The organism is Verrucomicrobium sp. 3C, from assembly GCF_000379365.1.
Lineage (GTDB): Bacteria > Verrucomicrobiota > Verrucomicrobiia > Methylacidiphilales > Methylacidiphilaceae > Methylacidimicrobium.
Genome location: NZ_KB901876.1, coordinates 170,707 through 187,485 on the forward strand (window position 1 = coordinate 170,707; position 16,779 = coordinate 187,485).

Genomic DNA, 16,779 nt, shown 5'->3' on the forward strand with positions numbered 1-16,779 from the left:
TCCAAGTGGGGCGCCAAGAGATCCTTGCGGCCGAGAGTCGCGACAATCCGCTGCTTGACCTGTCCCTTTTCCCGGTAGCTTTCCACCAACCGAACATACTCCGCCTCGCTCCCGTCCTTCCGACGCAACCGCAGGGTGCGTAGAAACATGAAATAGCATTACCGTTTATCATCGAGAATAGCAAGCTACAAAGGCCACTAGCATACGATAAAGTTATTCACAGTGTGGCACTACATTTTTGCAAAAGTTCGTTCCCCAACCCTGGAGCCATCGTCAAAATAGTCGATTTTCACCAAACATGGGCCGGTTGCGGCTCGCCCCCCGGATGGGAGCTTTCACGATTCCGGGGCACGCGAGGATGGCAATGCCGTTTTCACGGAAGGCGTCGATGACCTCCGCTAGCCTTTGGTCGAACTCCTCCCCGTCGCGCCCCGCATTCCCAACGAAATGCGGCAGTAGGTCCAAGTAGGCGATCTTGACTTCCTGGGTGCGCAAGATGGGTGCCCAGGCGGAAAGCGACCGTTGTTTCCGCCAATCGGGAAACAGGATCATTTCGCGTTTCGTCCCGGCGGCCAGAAGCTTGCTCAAAACGATGTCTTCCAGATCTTTGGTGCAAAAGCAGGCTACCTTCGACGGCTGGCACGCCTCGCCGCTCCCCGGAATCCTACCGTTGGACAAGTTGGCCAGAATCGAAAGAGATGCCGCCGCGTTGCCGTCTCCAGGGTAGCCGTCAATCAACGTGAGTCCGCTCCCCGGAATCCAGCCGGGCCACAAAGCGAGCGGGATCTTGCCGGGAAGGACGTTAAGGAATGGTTGCGAATCGTTGGCCGGACAGTTGGCGACCGTCGCCGGTTCCGGGTCCACCGGCCGCTTTGACGGTTCCGGGGCCATAGTCGGTTTTGGCGGGGCAAAGACTTGGTTATGCCAAAACTTCGCAGCTAGCGCTTCCTGGGAGCATCCCGCCTTGCTCTCGAACCGGAATTTTCCATCCTCCAGCGCCAGGTGCAGGCTGCGTTTGTCGTCGTCATGGCAGGGGCAATTGACATTGCCACGGGTTTTCTCTGGATTGAGCCGCGCACCGAGGACGATCACGGCGCGAAAGAACGCCACCCAGTCCTGCCCCTCGGGCACAAGCGATGATGGGTTGCCGGACGTTTCCGGGGGTTTCGTGGCAGCGGGAGCCGCTGTCTGCGTCGGGGCTTCTTCCATACGTTCAACTTATACTATTAAACCGATTGGAATGCTTCTGCGTTTGTCTTGGCCTACTTGTCCAACGCTTTTCCATCTTCCCGCCTACGCCGGAGCGTTGGCCTTCTTCTTGCCGTTGCCAAGCCTAGCCGTGATCCACGCATTCACATCCAGAAAGCTCGCCTTGGCCGCATCCCTCCGGTAGCCTAGCCTGCCCATCAACCCAACCTGTTTCCAAGTCGCCAGCCCTTTTTCCTTCCGGTATGCTCGCTATCGGTGAGAAATCGGGATAAAATATGAAAGCTTGCCTCAGGCTCTCAAAACATGGCAACACTCCCCTCCGCATCTCTTCCACAAAGAAGTACGCAATCATCCGGGACCTAACAGCTACTTCCGGTTCTACAAGAGGGAGCGGCTGCATCTGGGGCTTGAATACCAGACGCCCTTAGAGGTATTGGAAGAAACCCCAACAACGAACCGCGAGGGGATCTGGTAACGCTTTCGTTCCTCCAGCCCCTCTCGATTCAAACCCGGGGGAGGAAAAGACACCCAAACTATCAGTCTAAAAACCGCTTCCATTGGTCGGACGGATGGGGAGTACCTCACCCAGATCATTGAAATAAATCGGAAAGACATTGCCAATGTCTAACCAACAAGAGATTCTGACCAGGCTTGATAAATTAATTTTGGAAGCCGACAACCTTCTTCGTAGTCCGTCTCCGACACCTCCATACAACGTCGATTTCGGATTGTTTATAGGATGGAAAGCAAAATGCCTCACGTTCCTGAACAACTGTTTGAGTGAGAAACACACATACGTCGAGACGTTTAAAACTGTTGCCGATTCATATCGCTCTAACGTTAAGGGTGGCATGGAGATTTTGAAAGCTTTTCGAGAAGATGTTAAAAACAACGGATTAAGGAAGCTCGAATGGCACATATCGGCGGACATATTCGATTCCTTTCTTGATAGTGCCGAATACCTTGTAGAGGAAGGATATAAAGATCCAGCCGCGTGCCTTGTCGGAGCGGTTCTCGAGCACGGTTTGCGTAAGTTATGCGCGAATCATGGCTACGTCGTCGGGTCCAGCAACAATATTTCGTCACTTGGCAAAACACTTTTCGAAAATGGTATTATTAATTCCCTTACTCTAAAAGACATGTCAGCTTGGGGAGATATACGTAATCATGCCGTTCACGGAGAGTTCGATCAATATACACATTACCGCGTAAAAGAGATGTTAAAAAACGTACACGATTTCCTAGAATTCCACTTTAAGAACTTCGTGGTGCGAGCTGACGCTAGCAGTTGACAAGATATCATCAACGGATTTGCCGCTTGCGCCGTGAAAAGGGTGCATCGCCCAGTGGGGAGGGAGTTATCCGAACTTCCGCTGTGTAGTGTCGCAACTGATTGCAGCAGAACGCCACGGTTTTTCCGTTCTGGCGCCATCACTTTAGGAGACCGTGGAATTTCAGACAGTTCTCAGTTGAGGAAAACGGTCTCTTCACGGGGCGATGCACCTTCTCGACGGCGCACGCGGGAACTCGGCTAAGGCGATTGCTCCCAGAAATCCGGACGCCACTTTTCCAACGATTCTCGCGGAGAAACCGTTTCACCGAAAAGGTCAAGCAACGGAGCGAGAGCATACCTAGCGGAATCGAGGATCTCCGCCCTTCCTGCTAATACGGGTAGAGCAGTTTGAGATAGAACATCGGCTCGTTGGGAAGGCCTCTTACCAAGCCCACACCACGGCACGCCCTGACGAAGGACTCTTCTCTGCAGGCCAGTCCATCTAAACGCAAACTCAAGACGGGTATTCGCTCCGACACCGAGTTCTTTTGCAAAAGCTAAGCAGTACTTTATCGCATCAATCACACGGCGGCTTCTCCAACATGGATCCAGCACGCGTGTTGAAACCCTATCGACTGTATCTTCCTCAAACACAGCTTCTACAAAAAAGCGACCGATGAGCTCGATTCTCCAAAACTGTGGTAACGCCACGGAGTACTTTCCGCCGATGACTTGACATTCCACCGCCCCTGAATCAACGCGGGGATGGAACTCTCCCAAATTGCGCCGCCGAGTGTCTACCCAGAGCGGCCAATCCACCAGCGCCGGATGAAGCGCCATTACCCTCTCAAGAAAGTTACCAGACTCGTTCCCGGATAGTGAGGGGTTGACCACGCAGGCGGCCTCGAAAAAGCCTACGTCTTCGAGACGGAATTGACTTCGCTGGACAGCGTCTTGAAAGCGCTGTTCTCCTTCTCGAAGACATTCTTCTGCATGTGAAGGCGGCACGCTCGCGTGATTTCCCTCTTGACTGGCCACATTCAGGATTCCATTACGCAATCACCGTCTAGTTAAGACTTATTTGTAAAACCATTTTTCGCAATCCGGTGAATCAATCGCTAAGACAGCGGCGACGGAAGGATCATCACCGCCTTGCCGCACAGTTTCCCCATTTCCGGCCTTTTTCCAAAGGTTGCGGCAACTGGCGTTACCAGGGAAACCCTTCCGGATGCTTCCGGCTGGAGCAATAGTTGCCGGGTGGAGATCACTCCCTCCCCACTGGATGATGCACCCTTTCCACGGCGCACGAGAAATGGAGGCTAAACCTCTGCTGCCATGCCTTCCGCATCAGAGTGGAAAAAGTTCGGCTCAGGTTCGCCGGTCAACCTCGAACGGTGGCCGAGTTGACGCACGTACTGGCGGAGTATTTTGCCTTCTACAACAGGGAGCGGCTGCATCTGGGGCTTGAATACCAGACACCCTTAGAGGTATTGGAAGAAACCCCAAGAACGAACCGGGAGGGGACTGGCAACGGCCCGTTGCTGCCCGCCCCTCTCGATTCAAACCCTGGGGGAGGAAAAGACACCCAAACTATCAGTCTAAAAACCGCTTCCATTGGTCGGACGGATGGGGAGCACCTCATCGCGATCGCCAGAAACGTGAAGGCGCTGTGGAATGATTGGTAAGAAAGACAAAGCACTTCTCTCCTTTCTCAAGGAGACGGCCTGGCTCCGCCAGAAGCGCATATCGGCTTACGAAGACGCCGATAGACTTCTCTGGTTGGCTGACCTCCCACGCGACCTTCCTCAAACTTGGCGGGACGCATGCAGGTCAGCATTTATCGCAGATAACGCTCAGAATATCCCTGATCTCTGGCTGGAGGTTCGCAAGAAGCACAGGCCACGGTTCCCGCCCCTGTCCAAGGAACTTCAAGACTGGATCTCTCAGAGATTTCAGGACCACCCAGAGGAGTACATCGACAAGGAGCCATCTCAGCTCATCGACCTTCTTAATCTCCAAATGACTCCCCTTATTGACAAGCGCCTGACAGATCCAGACGCACGGCCTGGGGGAACCCATGCGTCAGTAGAGAAACTCCCAGAGGTCCGGCACCTTAAGGATTACCCCCAGGTGCAGGATGCTTGGCTCGAGTATCTTGATAACCAGTGGAAACCTTGGGCGCAGGAAATGCGATGGTGGAAACAGGTTCAAGACGTCTATGAGACAGCGGATTTCATGCACCGGCGGCTGGAGGAAGCCGAGGAGCGCTATGAACTGCTACTGGCGGTAGGACTCCTCCAGTGGCGGGATTCAACCGGCTCGACCGTGAAACGCCACCTTCTCACGGCCCCTGCTGAAATCACCCTCGATGCGGGGCGAGGTGTCCTTGGAGTAGGTCCGGGTACCTCCTTTGAGAGTTTCAGTGTTGAGCTGGACATGCTGGAACTCCAAGACCAACCTCGCCTGCAGGGAACCGATATCGAAGACCTGCTGGAGGAGCTTGACGTTCGGGCTTGGGACAAGGCAAGGGTCGCTGAGATCCTCCGAATTATCGCGAACAAGGCGAGCGCAGATGGCGAAGTCGACGAAAACGCCTGGAAGCCGTTCGAACGGCCGGACGAGATATTTCGAATCCTCTACGCACCTGCGCTCGTTCTCCGTGAGCGGCGCCCCAAGGCGTATGAGGAACTGATTGGCCGTTTTCTGCAGGCTTATGAGGGCGAGGCGGCCCTTGCAACAACAGCGCCTTGGGACCGTTTCGTGAGCGAGGGCGGACCGTCGAGTTATTCTGCAGTCGGAGGACTCGACGCCGATTTCGACCTTAGCGATGGAGACGATGGACGACTCTACTACCCCCTCCCCACAAACGACGAACAACGGCGGATCGTTGAGTGTCTCAGAAAGCGCCCCTACGTGCTTGTAAAGGGGCCTCCGGGGACTGGAAAGAGTCACACCATCGCTAATCTGATCTGTCATCTCCTGGCAACAGGTAAACGTGTGCTGGTCACGGCCCACGCACACAAGGCGTTGACGGTGCTGCGGGATCTGTTACCGCCCGGCATCCGGGACCTATGCGTCACGGCTTTGGGCTCGAGCCGCGAGGACCATCGGCTCCTGGAAGATAGCGTGCGGGGTATCCTTTCGCGGAAGAGCGAATGGAGAGGCGAGGAGCGGGCGCGGGGTGAGATCAAGATCGAGCGTTTGGAAAAGGAACTCCGCGAACTTGACGATGGACTTGCGGAGATTGACCGCCAACTGCGCGAGTGTCGCGAAGCCGAAACCCATTCACACAGCCTTCCTGGTGGGTATCATGGAACTGCTGCCCAGATCGCGAGACGGAGCGAGAAGGAAAGGGACGCGTACGGCTGGTTTCCCGAATTGCCGGATGATCAGAATTGCTGCCCTCTCCAGCCTGAGGATATCGAGTTCCTCGCCGACGTTCATGCCGCCTTGACTGAAGAGCGCTTGAAAGAGATTCGCCTGGAGATCGGGGCGTTTTCCCTTCCTAATCCCGGCGAGTTCGCAGAAGCAATCGAGAAGCTGAGTACCGCAGAACGTGCAGCGGAGGTTGCGCATGCGGGGCTGCGCGAGGAACAGCTGGGTCCGCTTGAGCAATTTTCTGAGGAGACTCTGGAGGCATGTAGGGCATGTCTAAGTCAACTGGAGGAACGCGCGACCCGGGCGGGCCGAATACTTGGTGTCGACCTGACAGACAAGATCCTGAAGGATTTGCTGGCTGGCGGAGATGCCCGTTGGGGTCAACTCGCACGGGAGGTTACTGACCTCATTAACCGGATTGACGCAGCACGCGGGCGTGCGGGCGCTGTGCCGATTCACCTTCCGTCCGACGTGGATGAGGCAGAGCTCCTGGCCGATGCCCGGCGACGACGTGAGCACTTTGGAAACGGTGGTCGACGAGGCCTATGGTTTCTTGTTCCTCGCGTCGTCCGAGAGACCTGCTACGTCGAGGAACGCTGCCGAGTCGACGGAAGCAAACCATATACCCCAGACTCGCTCGCCGTGCTCGTTGGCTTCTTGGAATTGAGGGCTTGCCTTAAGGAGTTTTATAAGGTGTGGCCGGCCAGTATAAGCCCCAGACTCGACGATCCTAGGCGTGCAGCACGGATGGTTTCAGAGCTGGACCAGGAGCTCCGCCACCTGCTGGAGCTCTTCAGATCCCTAGATCGCGTAGTCTTGGAGACCGTCCCTGCCGATAGGAGAGTGGCGCTTGCGGAACGTGATGAGCGTTCAAGATGGCGTTGCTTGATCGACGCTGAACTAGCCCGGCGCCAGGTACTTCGGGCACGAGAACCGGTGGAAGCGTGGCGGCGCGCAATCAAGAGCCTTCGCCATGAGGATGTGCACCCCTGCATGACTGAGCTCGCCCAAGCCAGCGAGAACCGTGACCTGCAGAAGTGGAACGACGCTTGGCATGTGCGGGAAAGCCTCAGACTGGAAAGAGATCGCCTTCGGCGCTACCAGGAGCTGCTGGACACAATTCGTGTGGTGTGTCCTCAGCTTGTAAGTCTACTGCGGGAGGCTCAAGGCAATCCAGATTGGAAGGGTCGGCTACACCACCTCAAACAGGCGTGGGCCTGGGCCGCTGCAAGAGCCTGGCTCCGCAGGGTGACGGATCCGACGCGCTACGAGGAGCTCACTAGAATAAACGATCAATTGCCGCACAGGATCGAGGAGAAAATTAAGGAACTTTCGGCGCTCAAAGCCTGGAAGTCCTTCTTCGAGCGTCTGGACGACACGACGGAGCAAAACCTCACGGCTTGGACAAAGGTGGTTGCCCGCATTGGAAAGGGAACGGGTAAACACGCCTATAAGCACCGACGAACAGCCCGCCAGTATTTGATGGCCTGCATCCCGAAGATGCCGGCCTGGATCATGCCCCTCCACAAAGTGTGGGAGACCACGGCCCCAACGCCAGGGGTCTTCGATACGGTGATCGTGGATGAGGCTTCACAAGCCGGAATCGAGGCCCTGGCGCTGCTTCTCCTGGCAAAGCGTATCATCGTTGTCGGCGACGATAAACAGAATAGCCCCGAGGCGGTCGGCATCCGTGAAGACGACATCGCGCGCCTCGCGGGTGATTGTCTGGGCGAGTTTCGTTTCCGTGAAGAGTTCCGCCCTGACACAAGTCTCTATGATCATGCCGAACGCGCTTTCGGAAACGTGATCTCCCTTCGCGAGCATTTTCGCTGCGTGCCCGAGATTATTCGTTTCAGCAACGACCTGTGTTACACAGACGCTCCCTTGATACCGTTGCGCCAGCCTCCTCCCAAGCGACTGTCACCGCTGAAGTCACAGTTTGTTCACCAAGGCGCGTGCGAAGGCGAGGGTCAGCGAATTATCAATCGTGCCGAGGCGGAAGCGATCGCGGAGCGAATCCGCGCGTGTATAGATGACAAAGCCTATGAAGGGAAGACAATGGGGGTCATCGTTCTGCAGGGTCACGCCCAGGCAGAGTTCATTGAAAGGAAACTGGCCGAGATGCTTGATTCCAAGGTTCGTGAGGAGAGGAAACTGCGCTGTGGAGTACCTGCGACCTTCCAGGGTGACCAGAGGGACGTGATTTTCCTGTCGCTTGTCGTCGCGCCCAATCACAATTTCAGGACCTTGACCGGCCTAGACTACAAACGGCGCTTCAACGTCGCCATGAGCCGGGCCCGAGATCAGGTGACGCTCTCCCATAGCGTTGGGGAGCACGACCTTAACCCTGAGGATCTACGCTGGCGACTCCTGCACTTCTTTAGCAGCTCCGCGCAGCTAGACGCCGTCTACGAAGAGCTGGATCGGCTGGAACGCGAGGCGTTGCGTCGGCCTAGGGGGCGGGGCAGCCAGCCAGATCCCTACGAGAGCTGGTTCGAAGTGGACGTGGCATTGGAGCTGCTCCGTAGGAACTACAGGGTTCGCCCACAGTACGAGGTCGCAGACTATCGAATCGATTTTGTAGTTGAGGGAGTAGGCAATCGGCTCGCTGTGGAGTGTGACGGCGAGGCCTGGCATGGAACCGAGAGATTTGGGCAGGACGCAGCTCGACAGCGGCGGCTGGAGCGAGCAGGGTGGACATTCGTCCGTGTTCGGGAGTCGGAGTATTACACGGAGCGAGATCGCGCTGTACGTCGGATTATGGAGGCATGCAAAGATCTAGATATTCGGCCCATAGGCAGGGAAGGAGGTGAGATAACAGAAGAATCCGAAGAAGTAGCGCCAAGCGTTACAGCAGGGGAGGCCCGGCTAGCTGAGCACGAGGACGACGAAGAACCAGACGAGCATTGGGAGCCCGAGAAGGAGCTTCCTAGCGAGATTGAGGGGGGGCTATGGCCTGCACCCTCGGCCAAGCATTCGCAGGAATCCCGCTTCCCCGATCCGCGCAGTGCTGCGGAAACCAACGTGCGAACGGCGCTCCGCCAGATAATAGAAAGGGGAGGCCCGCTCACCAAGCGCTTGCTCTTCAAGCTATACATAGAGCGCTGTCCTACGTTGCACCGTGCCGGGAAAGCCGTGAAGAGCCTCCTGAGTAGAGCCTTGTACGGCATGCAGAAGGCGGGGGAGATTGTCGTGGAAGATGAACTCGGTGACCTCTCGCTTGAGTCGCAAGTTCTGCGGCTCACCGGTGCTCCCAGGGTCAGAGAACGACCCGCGGGACAACGGGATCTCTTGGAGATTCCTCCGTCAGAGTTATTTTTGGTGCTCGATCGCTTGCCGGGTCCAGCCGCTGACAGCATGCAGAGTGACGAGGCGGTTATGCGGAAGCTACTTGAGCACTATAGATGTCCGCGATTGACAGAGGCTCGCAGAAGGTACCTAGCGAAGATTCTCGAGGGTTACCGCCGGCGGGGGCTGGCATGAGAGTCCGGCCTGCCAGCTCGTCCTGAGTAGACCGCCCACCGTACAGCCCACTGTGCTAAAACTCTTAGCCGAACCTCCGCTGTGTGGTATCGGAAGTGATTGCAACAGAACGTTAAGAGTTTTTCGTTCTGCCTACATGCCCCATTTGGGCGGGCGAGCAAAAAGCGGGAGCAGGTCGAGTTTTTGGAGCAGTGCGTTGACCGAACCGAACTTCCGGGCCAAAAATCGCAAGTGGTTGCGAGAGAACAACCGGATTTTTCTTTATGGCTACGCTGTCGCCCAGGCCGGCGGATTTCGGAAGAGAGAGCGGATGCCGAGTCGGTCGATCCAGCTCTCCAGCGGCTTCGGGATATGGGCAAGGCGCTTTCCTAAGTCCTTGCCTGCGGCGTAAAGGGTGCCGACTCGGATCGACTGGAGTTGCTGGAGGATCCGACGAACGTCTTCGGTCACCCCAAGCTTCTTCCATTCCTGGGAAAGCTTGGCGGTCAGCCAGTAGGCCAGGAAGCAGATCCGAACATGGTTGCGGACCCGATCGGGGCGCCAGTGATAGACGGGGCGGACCTCAAGCGAGCTTTTCAGATCAGAGAAGGCCGATTCGACGGCGGCAAGGCCTTTGTAATGACGGAGCACCGTCTCGGGAGCCGCTTTTTGCACGGGAAGATTGGTCTCCAAAAGATACCAGCCGTCGAGCGATGCTTCCTGCCGGATCGCCTCCTCATTGCGTTTCCAAAAGAACCTTCCTGTTCCGTCGATCCCGTAGAGGAAGTATTTGTGAGCTTTGAGCCGCTCCAGCCTCCGCCCGACCCGACTCCCGAGCTGGACAGGATCGATGCCCTTGGGAAGCGACTCCGCCAGTGCCTTGAGTTCCTCTTCCCCTCGCGCCACCCGCCTCTTTCTCCTGTTCGCATCCCGAAACGCCCGTTCTTCTCCTCCGGCGATCACATACCCCACCCCGTCCTGCTCGATCTCCAAAAGGCGCGTCTTGTCCCAAAGCTCCGGCTGGGAGTCCCGAGGAAGGAGTTTCACCAGCTCCCGCAGCTTCGATTGGTTCGCCCGAGTCACGTATTGGAGTTCTAGACCCGTCAGCATCTCCAGGTTCCACCGGCTCTTCATCCCGCCATCGAAGACGAAGGTAGCCTCTCGGATCCGGAGCCGACGCCGCAAGTTCACCAAAAGCCCGGTCAACGTCGTGCTGTCCGACCGGTTCCCCCGAAGCACTTCCACGTGAAGCGGGATGCCTTCCAGATCGGTCGCCACCGCCAAGAGGACTTGCTGGCGATCTTGCCGGTGGTCCCTGCTGTAGCCGTACCGCGCCAGCCCCTTCGGTCCGTCCCCCTCGAAGTAGACGCTCGTCAGATCGTAAAGCACAAGACTCACTCCTCCGGGGAAGGCCTCCCGATAGAGCCACCGCTCGATCCCGCTCCAGCGCCCATCCAGCGCGTCCATCGCCCCGTAAAGATCCTCTTCGTCGAAGGCTTCGTCCTGCTCCAGTCCACAAGAGCGGGCGAGCAAGCTCCCTACCGCTTTCTCCCGAAGCGCCAGCTTCGAACTGGGGAAAAGGATCCGCCCAAAGATCATCGCCAGCAAAAGCTTCCTCTGCCTTTCTTCCGGAATCGACGCAAAAAGCCTCTCCAATCCAAACCGCTCCCATGCCTCCCGTAAAACCGCCAAGCCCCCGTAGTTCAGGACTGCGGAGACTTCCAAATCCGGCAGAGCAACCATCTCCTTGCCTTCGACAGCCGCGATGATGGCCGATTGGAGTTCAGGCGGCATCCGGTTCAAATGAAGAACCGTCCGGGCTCGAGGTCCCTTCGGAGTGCGGACTGATTCCCGCAAAAGAACCGACTCGTAGGTCTTGCCGTTCTGGATGCGTCGGACGCGCTGGATGTACACTCTGGCTTAGATGATACACACCATCTTACTACTCATCAACACGAAAGTAGCTAAACTCTATTTATATTCTGGCTACGGGCTTTTCGCTCTTTCCTCTTCGTGTCTTGTCTCGCTGACTTTTCGTCCGGAAGTTCGGTTAGCTTACTAATGCAACGATAATTGCTCACTTCGAACGACTGATACATGGTCTAATCCTTGGTTGGTAGGTGGTGCTATCCAATGCAACCGCGTGCACCACATCATTCCCACGGTCATCAATCACCTTCACCGCGATGCGCTGATGCTCGCCCGATTTAAACGGAAAGGACACTATGCCGCGCATCCGCTCGAAGGACTCAGGGGCAATCCAGGCCTTGAGGGCGTCCTGGAGCTTATCCCAGGCGTGTAGGTCGCCCGGGAAAAAGGTCTGGCAGATGTGGAAGCTCATCCCATCGTAATCGGTATCCAAGAACCACGCCGCCACGTATTCGCCCCGCATAGAGTGTACCTCGCCCGTGAGAGGATGGTAAATGTGCCTCTTCGCTGTTTTTCGTGGGTTATGAGGTTACGATGGGAAGATCCAACCTCAGCTTTCCGGCTTTGAGGAAAGCGGCGATCCGCAAGCACCGAAAGCTTCGGAAGCCTCTAGCTGTCAGGGTTCGCATGCTTACCTCCTAGACAATCGCCGTCCGCTGCTGATCGGGCGTGCGCCTACGCACCTTGTGAGATGTGCTGGTTACCGCCCCGGCTTCCGAGCGCGGATGAAAGCGCTGATGAATTTCCCCTCCAGGAGTGGCGCCAGGACCTCCGCATCGAGCTCTGCGGTCTTCAGCGTCTGGAGAAACTCCAGGGCATCGGAGGCGGAATAGCTTCGGGCCGGCTCGATCCGGATGTCGGTAAAACCGGCGGTGGCGAGCTTCGTCCGGTATTCCGATTCCTCCAAAGCTCCGGCGATGCAACCAGTCCAGGCCTCTCCGTTTTGGCGGAGTTCGGCCGGCAACTCTCCTCGGATGACGATGTCCGCAAGGGCAATCCGTCCGCCCGGCTTGAGGACCCGGAAGGCTTCCGCAAGCGCTCGATCCTTGTCGGCCGAGAGATTGATGACACAATTGGACAGGATTACATCGACGAAGTGGTCGGGAAGGGGAATGTTCTCGATCTCGCCTTTCAGGAACTCGACATTGTCTAAACCGGCGTTGCGTTGGTTCTCGCGAGCGAGCTCCAACATCTCATCGGTCATGTCGAGACCATAGGCCTTTCCCTGCGGGCCGACTCGCCGTGCTGAGAGGAGAACGTCGATCCCTCCCCCGGAGCCAAGATCCAGAACCGTTTCACCGACCTGCAACTGCGCGAGGGCAATCGGGTTGGCACATCCGAGAGAAGCGGCAAGGGCTTCGTGGGGTAACCCTACTGTTTCTCCCGCTTGGTAGAGGTTCGAGGAAATCGAGCAGCCTCCGGAAGCGGGCGCCGCCTTCCCGCAACAGCAGGCCGATGGACTCACGTCGCGGCGGACTCGCCGAGCCTCTTCCGCGTAGCGGGCTTGCACGAGCTCCTGAATCGAGGGTTGCTTCTCCACAGCGAGGCCTCCTTGTTGTTACAATATTTCCAATATCATAGAAATGAGCATCCCGTCAACAAGGGAATACGTTTGCTCGTGGCGGAACGCGAGCGGGATGAGGACGTGGATCGCCTCGATGAGACTCGACAGGGATTCCGATTCCTTAGTAAGGGGGCATCCCTCCCATCGGGCCGTACATCCCGCCCATGGGCCCATACATTCCCATTCCACCCATGCCCATCGCGCCCATTCCCATTCCACCCATCCCCATGCCCATTCCGGAATTGGCTCCCGCCCGACCGCCTTCGTTTTCCGATGGCCGATGAGATGCCCAGAGATGGAGCCAAGTCGCATGAATCACGGGGAAACGATAGCTCTGTTGGCCGATCATGCCGGGTTCCACAGCCACAATCCGCCCGGCGACCGTAATCGGGTCTTCCTTCTGAAAGTTTGTGGGATCGAGAAAATCGCGGCTTTCGGCGTAAAAGCGACCGGAACTCTCGATCGTCCTCTTCGGCCGATACGAACCCCACCCCTTGGCCAAAGGTCTTTCCACAATCTGGAGGAAGGAGGCGCTCTTCCGATTCTCGGCCTGCACGATCGTTCCACCCAGGATGACAATCTGCCCGATGTAGGCCTCCGGGTTTGCTTGGATCTCTTCAAAGGAAGGTTGGTTTTTCGCCTGTTTGCGATACCAGTTGGGAACCGACTCGCCCCGCGCGGCGAAAAGAGGGCCGAGGAAGAGTGCAACCAACAAGCCGCAGGAGGTAAGGAAACCTGGAATCGATCGCCCGAGAGGGGCGGAATGGGAGAGCATGAAGAGAGCCTCCCATAAGAGAGGCTTCTTCACAAGCCCGGCGCCCTCAGCCGACGGATCGAGTTGCGGGAATCGGGCGGGCTCCGAGACTTCCCGCAGAGCGAGATCCGCATCACGAAACCAAAAGGGTGAGGTGCACGCCACTCCTCCGCGCGATTGGGTTTGCAAGTTCTCCTGGCGAGTCGCATAAGACCTTGGGTCGCCCACTCCCGCCGGTGCGGGAGGGAAGCACGGAGCTTCCTCGCGATCAGACCGACCATTTTCTCTGCTTGTGCGATCTCTTCCTTCCTTGGCTCCGACGGCCTTCGTGCTCGCCGCCGGACTTGGGACCCGCCTGAGGCCTCTCACGGAGGGACGGCCCAAACCGTTGATTCCCGTCGGCAACAAGCCGCTCATTACCTACGCGTTCGATCAGCTCATCCAGGTCGGCATCGAGGATTTCGTGGTGAACACCCACCATGCTCCGGAAGCCTTCGGGGCGGTCTTTCCCGAAGGGCGGTACCGGGGCCATGAGATTCGGTTGCGCCACGAGCCCGTCCTGCTCGATACCGCCGGCGGAGTGCGCAACGTAGGGGGTCTTTTCGGGGATCGGCCCTTCCTGATCCACAACGGAGATATCCTTACCGACCTGCCGATCGAGGAGGCCATCGAGCAGCATCTAGCGGGTGACGATCTGGCTACGCTGGTTCTCCGATCCGACGGCCCGGCGCTTCGCGTCCGCTTCGATCCGAAGAGAGGAAAGGTCATCGACATCCACGGAAGCCTCGGAAGGGAAGATGCGCCTCGATTCCTCTATACGGGGATCGCGGTCCTCTCCCCCGACTTTCTCCGCTGGATCCCGGTAAGCGGCGCCGTCTCGCTGATCCCCGTCTTCCTCGAGGTGATCCGCCGATCCGGCAGGATCGGGGGAATCGTCCTCGACCGGGGGCGCTGGTTCGACCTCGGGACCCGCGAAGCCTATTTGTCGGTCCACCGCGAGCTAGATTGCAATCCGGGCGAGTGGGCTCCCCTCTGCTGGGTGGACCCCACGGCTCAGGTGGCTCCGGATGCCGTTCTCGAAGGTGCGACGGCGATCGGAGCGCGATGCCGGGTGGGGAGCGGGGCTCTTCTGCGCGACTCGGTCCTTTGGGAAGGCGCGGAGGTAGCACCCCGCAGCAGCCTCGAGCGCTGCATCGTCCGCGACTTCCGTCTTGCCAAGGGGAAGCTCACGGATGCAGATGTTTAGCCGCCATTTCTCACAAGCTTGCTCCTGCGGCTTGCACAATAGGCTTGTCTGCTTCGTTACGCTTGGTTTTCCATCCTTGCAGCATGTTCTCATACAACTCCGGTGGAACACCGGCGCCTCGGCCATGAAATTTGTGTGGAGTCGAGGAGTGGCGCGGTGCGACGTAGGAGAGCCATAGCGGGAGTTGCCCCTTTCGGTATGACAGTGCCTGAGTATCTCTCCCTATCGGCCGTTTCCACTCCCCGCTCATCAAACCGAACAGGCGGATTTCCCGCATTCGGCTTCCGGACAAGGTTGGTGCAGGATTATGCCCACGGTAAGCTCCACGTACAGCTCCCGAGGGAGATGAGATCGAACTTGCCTTCGCTTTCTCCTGCAACGTCATCTGGAGCCTCCGAACACGCAAGGGAGGTTGTAGGCGTACCGCCACTCTCCGTTCTCGCTCCTTCCGACGTTTCCCTTGAACTAAGGCCCCTTCCCTCCCCCGGACTTTCTCCGAGCTCACAGGTAGTATGGACCTATCCGACTCCCACTTGGTCCCGCTTCGGCCCCTCGCAGGGCAGCGGTCGGTCCGCTCGGGGCCAGCCCGAGCTCCCGGCCAGATGGGCCTCCCGTGTTGATGCATCGTCCTTTGCACGCATGCCCTCGCCCAATACCCCGGCGGCTCTCCCCAGTGCACGTATTGCTCTCCTTCCCAGGGAGACAACGGCCTTCGCTTCTCTCTCACGAGCTCGGCGTCCGCATTGCCCGTTTCGAGGCTTTGTTCAGCGTTCACTTTCCTTAGGGCCTGCTTGCTCGCTGACCCGCTTCCCGGGCCTTTTCCCCCAGAGGCTTCGACCACCGGCGTTACCACCAGTAGCCGCTCCGGGTGCTTCCAGCTGGAGCAATAGTTGCCGGGTGGAGATCACTCCCTCCCCACTGGGCGATGCACCCTTTTCACGGCGCACGAGAAATGGCGGCTAGATGATCCCCCTCGATCAACTCTTGTCGGAAACCGCCCGTCGCGTACCCCTTGGACAGTTGGACCGGACCTCGATCACCAAGCTGGAAAAAGGAGGATCGGATCGGAGCTTTTATCGGATCCAGATCGAGCCAAAGCGTTCGCTGATCCTCGTCCATTACGGAGAGAGCCGGCCCGAAAACGCGCGGTACGGCCCCCTGGGCGAGTTTCTCCATTCCTTGGGGGTTCGCTGCCCCCGGGTCTACGGTCAGGATCCGGAACGCGGGCTGCTCTGGCTCGAGGATCTGGGAGACTCCGATCTATGGAGCTATCGCCATGCACCCTGGCGGGAGCTGAGGCCCCTCTATCGTTCGGCCTTGCGGGAGATCTTCATCCTCCACTCCCGGGGCGCCGCAAGGCTCGAGAGCCTATGGACCGAACCCCCGTTTACCCGGGAGCTCTATGCCTGGGAACAAGCCTATTTTTTTACGAACTGTCTCGGGGGTTTCTTTCACCTGGAAGCGGGCACGCTTGCCCGCCTGTCAGTACTTCCACGGCTGACCCGGATCGCCGAGGCCCTTCCGGCCTTCCCGCGCCATCTGATCCATCGGGATTTTCAGTCGCAAAACGTCCTGATCCGGGAGGGGCAAGCCTTTATCATCGATTTCCAAGGGATGCGGCTCGGGCTGGCATCCTACGATCTGGCCTCCCTCCTCTACGATCCCTACGTCGCCCTCGACGCGGAGCGGAGAGAAGAGCTCCGGGCCTATTATGGGTCTTTATGGCGGGAGGCCTTCCTGACTCCGCCGGAAGATCTCGGAGAAGCGTTCGATTGGGCGGCGCTCCAGCGGCTCATGCAGGCGCTGGGAGCCTACGGCTATCTCGGATTGGTCAAGAAAAAGGCGGAGTTCCTCTGCCACATTCCCATTGCCCTGCGTCTCCTGGCCGAGGTGCTCCAGAGAATCCCGGGGCTCGAGCCGCTCCGGGAACAGGTCGAGCTTTGCCTCGCCGCCTCGCGGTAGAA

General features: G+C 58.0%; 10 protein-coding genes. 5 read left to right on the forward strand and 5 right to left on the reverse strand.

Annotated features, from left to right (window positions below; all coding sequences use genetic code 11):
* Positions 1-273 precede the first annotated feature (273 nt).
* Positions 274-1,110 (reverse strand): hypothetical protein, encoded by an 837-nt coding sequence (locus tag A37A_RS0111735; RefSeq protein WP_018291688.1) that lies wholly within the window; start codon positions 1,108-1,110, stop codon positions 274-276.
* Between the two features lie 719 nt (positions 1,111-1,829).
* Between A37A_RS0111735 and A37A_RS0111750 the strand changes: the two genes are divergently transcribed.
* The 3 genes from A37A_RS0111750 (at position 1,830) to A37A_RS0111770 (ending at position 9,343) form a co-directional block, all read left to right on the forward strand.
* The gene (locus A37A_RS0111750) at positions 1,830-2,501 is read left to right on the forward strand and encodes a HEPN domain-containing protein (RefSeq protein WP_018291690.1); all 672 of its coding nucleotides are present in this window, start codon (positions 1,830-1,832) and stop codon (positions 2,499-2,501) included.
* A gap of 1,375 nt (positions 2,502-3,876) precedes the next feature.
* Positions 3,877-4,167: a hypothetical protein gene (locus tag A37A_RS0111765; protein ID WP_020494379.1), complete on the forward strand. Its 291-nt coding sequence runs from the start codon at positions 3,877-3,879 to the stop codon at positions 4,165-4,167.
* Positions 4,157-9,343, forward strand: a complete 5,187-nt coding sequence (locus tag A37A_RS0111770) for an AAA domain-containing protein (protein WP_018291694.1) — start codon at positions 4,157-4,159, stop codon at positions 9,341-9,343. Before A37A_RS0111765 ends, A37A_RS0111770 begins: the two co-directional genes overlap by 11 nt.
* Before the next feature lie 267 nt (positions 9,344-9,610).
* Here A37A_RS0111770 and A37A_RS0111780 read toward each other — a convergent pair whose 3' ends face one another.
* The 4 genes from A37A_RS0111780 to A37A_RS18500 form a co-directional block, all read right to left on the reverse strand.
* Entirely contained in the window at positions 9,611-11,116 is a 1,506-nt protein-coding gene (locus A37A_RS0111780; protein ID WP_231363916.1) for an IS1634 family transposase, read from the reverse strand.
* A gap of 283 nt (positions 11,117-11,399) precedes the next feature.
* Positions 11,400-11,714 (reverse strand): hypothetical protein, encoded by a 315-nt coding sequence (locus A37A_RS0111785; RefSeq protein WP_018291696.1) that lies wholly within the window; start codon positions 11,712-11,714, stop codon positions 11,400-11,402.
* Positions 11,715-11,951: 237 nt separating this feature from the next.
* Positions 11,952-12,791, reverse strand: a complete 840-nt coding sequence (locus tag A37A_RS0111790; protein ID WP_018291698.1) for an arsenite methyltransferase — start codon at positions 12,789-12,791, stop codon at positions 11,952-11,954.
* A 145-nt stretch (positions 12,792-12,936) separates the two neighbouring features.
* On the reverse strand, positions 12,937-13,758 hold the full coding sequence (locus A37A_RS18500; protein ID WP_196799611.1) for a Slp family lipoprotein: 822 nt from the start codon (positions 13,756-13,758) through the stop codon (positions 12,937-12,939).
* Between the two features lie 139 nt (positions 13,759-13,897).
* On the opposite strand from A37A_RS18500, the gene A37A_RS0111800 reads away from it, so the two are divergent.
* Both A37A_RS0111800 and A37A_RS17360 read left to right on the forward strand, forming a co-directional pair.
* The gene (locus tag A37A_RS0111800) at positions 13,898-14,815 is read left to right on the forward strand and encodes a sugar phosphate nucleotidyltransferase (RefSeq protein ID WP_231363924.1); all 918 of its coding nucleotides are present in this window, start codon (positions 13,898-13,900) and stop codon (positions 14,813-14,815) included.
* 963 nt (positions 14,816-15,778) lie between these two features.
* Positions 15,779-16,777: an aminoglycoside phosphotransferase family protein gene (locus tag A37A_RS17360; RefSeq protein ID WP_018291700.1), complete on the forward strand. Its 999-nt coding sequence runs from the start codon at positions 15,779-15,781 to the stop codon at positions 16,775-16,777.
* Positions 16,778-16,779: the final 2 nt, after the last annotated feature.

What these genes read in the sequence shown, in the direction of transcription:
- A37A_RS17360 (WP_018291700.1), top strand. Translation starts at nt 15,779, where the DNA reads ATGATCCCCCTCGATCAACTCTTGTCGGAAACCGCCCGTCGCGTACCC.
- A37A_RS0111770 (WP_018291694.1), top strand. Translation starts at nt 4,157, where the DNA reads ATGATTGGTAAGAAAGACAAAGCACTTCTCTCCTTTCTCAAGGAGACG.
- A37A_RS0111785 (WP_018291696.1), bottom strand. Translation starts at nt 11,714, where the DNA reads ATGCGGGGCGAATACGTGGCGGCGTGGTTCTTGGATACCGATTACGAT.
- A37A_RS0111780 (WP_231363916.1), bottom strand. Translation starts at nt 11,116, where the DNA reads ATGCCGCCTGAACTCCAATCGGCCATCATCGCGGCTGTCGAAGGCAAG.
- A37A_RS0111750 (WP_018291690.1), top strand. Translation starts at nt 1,830, where the DNA reads ATGTCTAACCAACAAGAGATTCTGACCAGGCTTGATAAATTAATTTTG.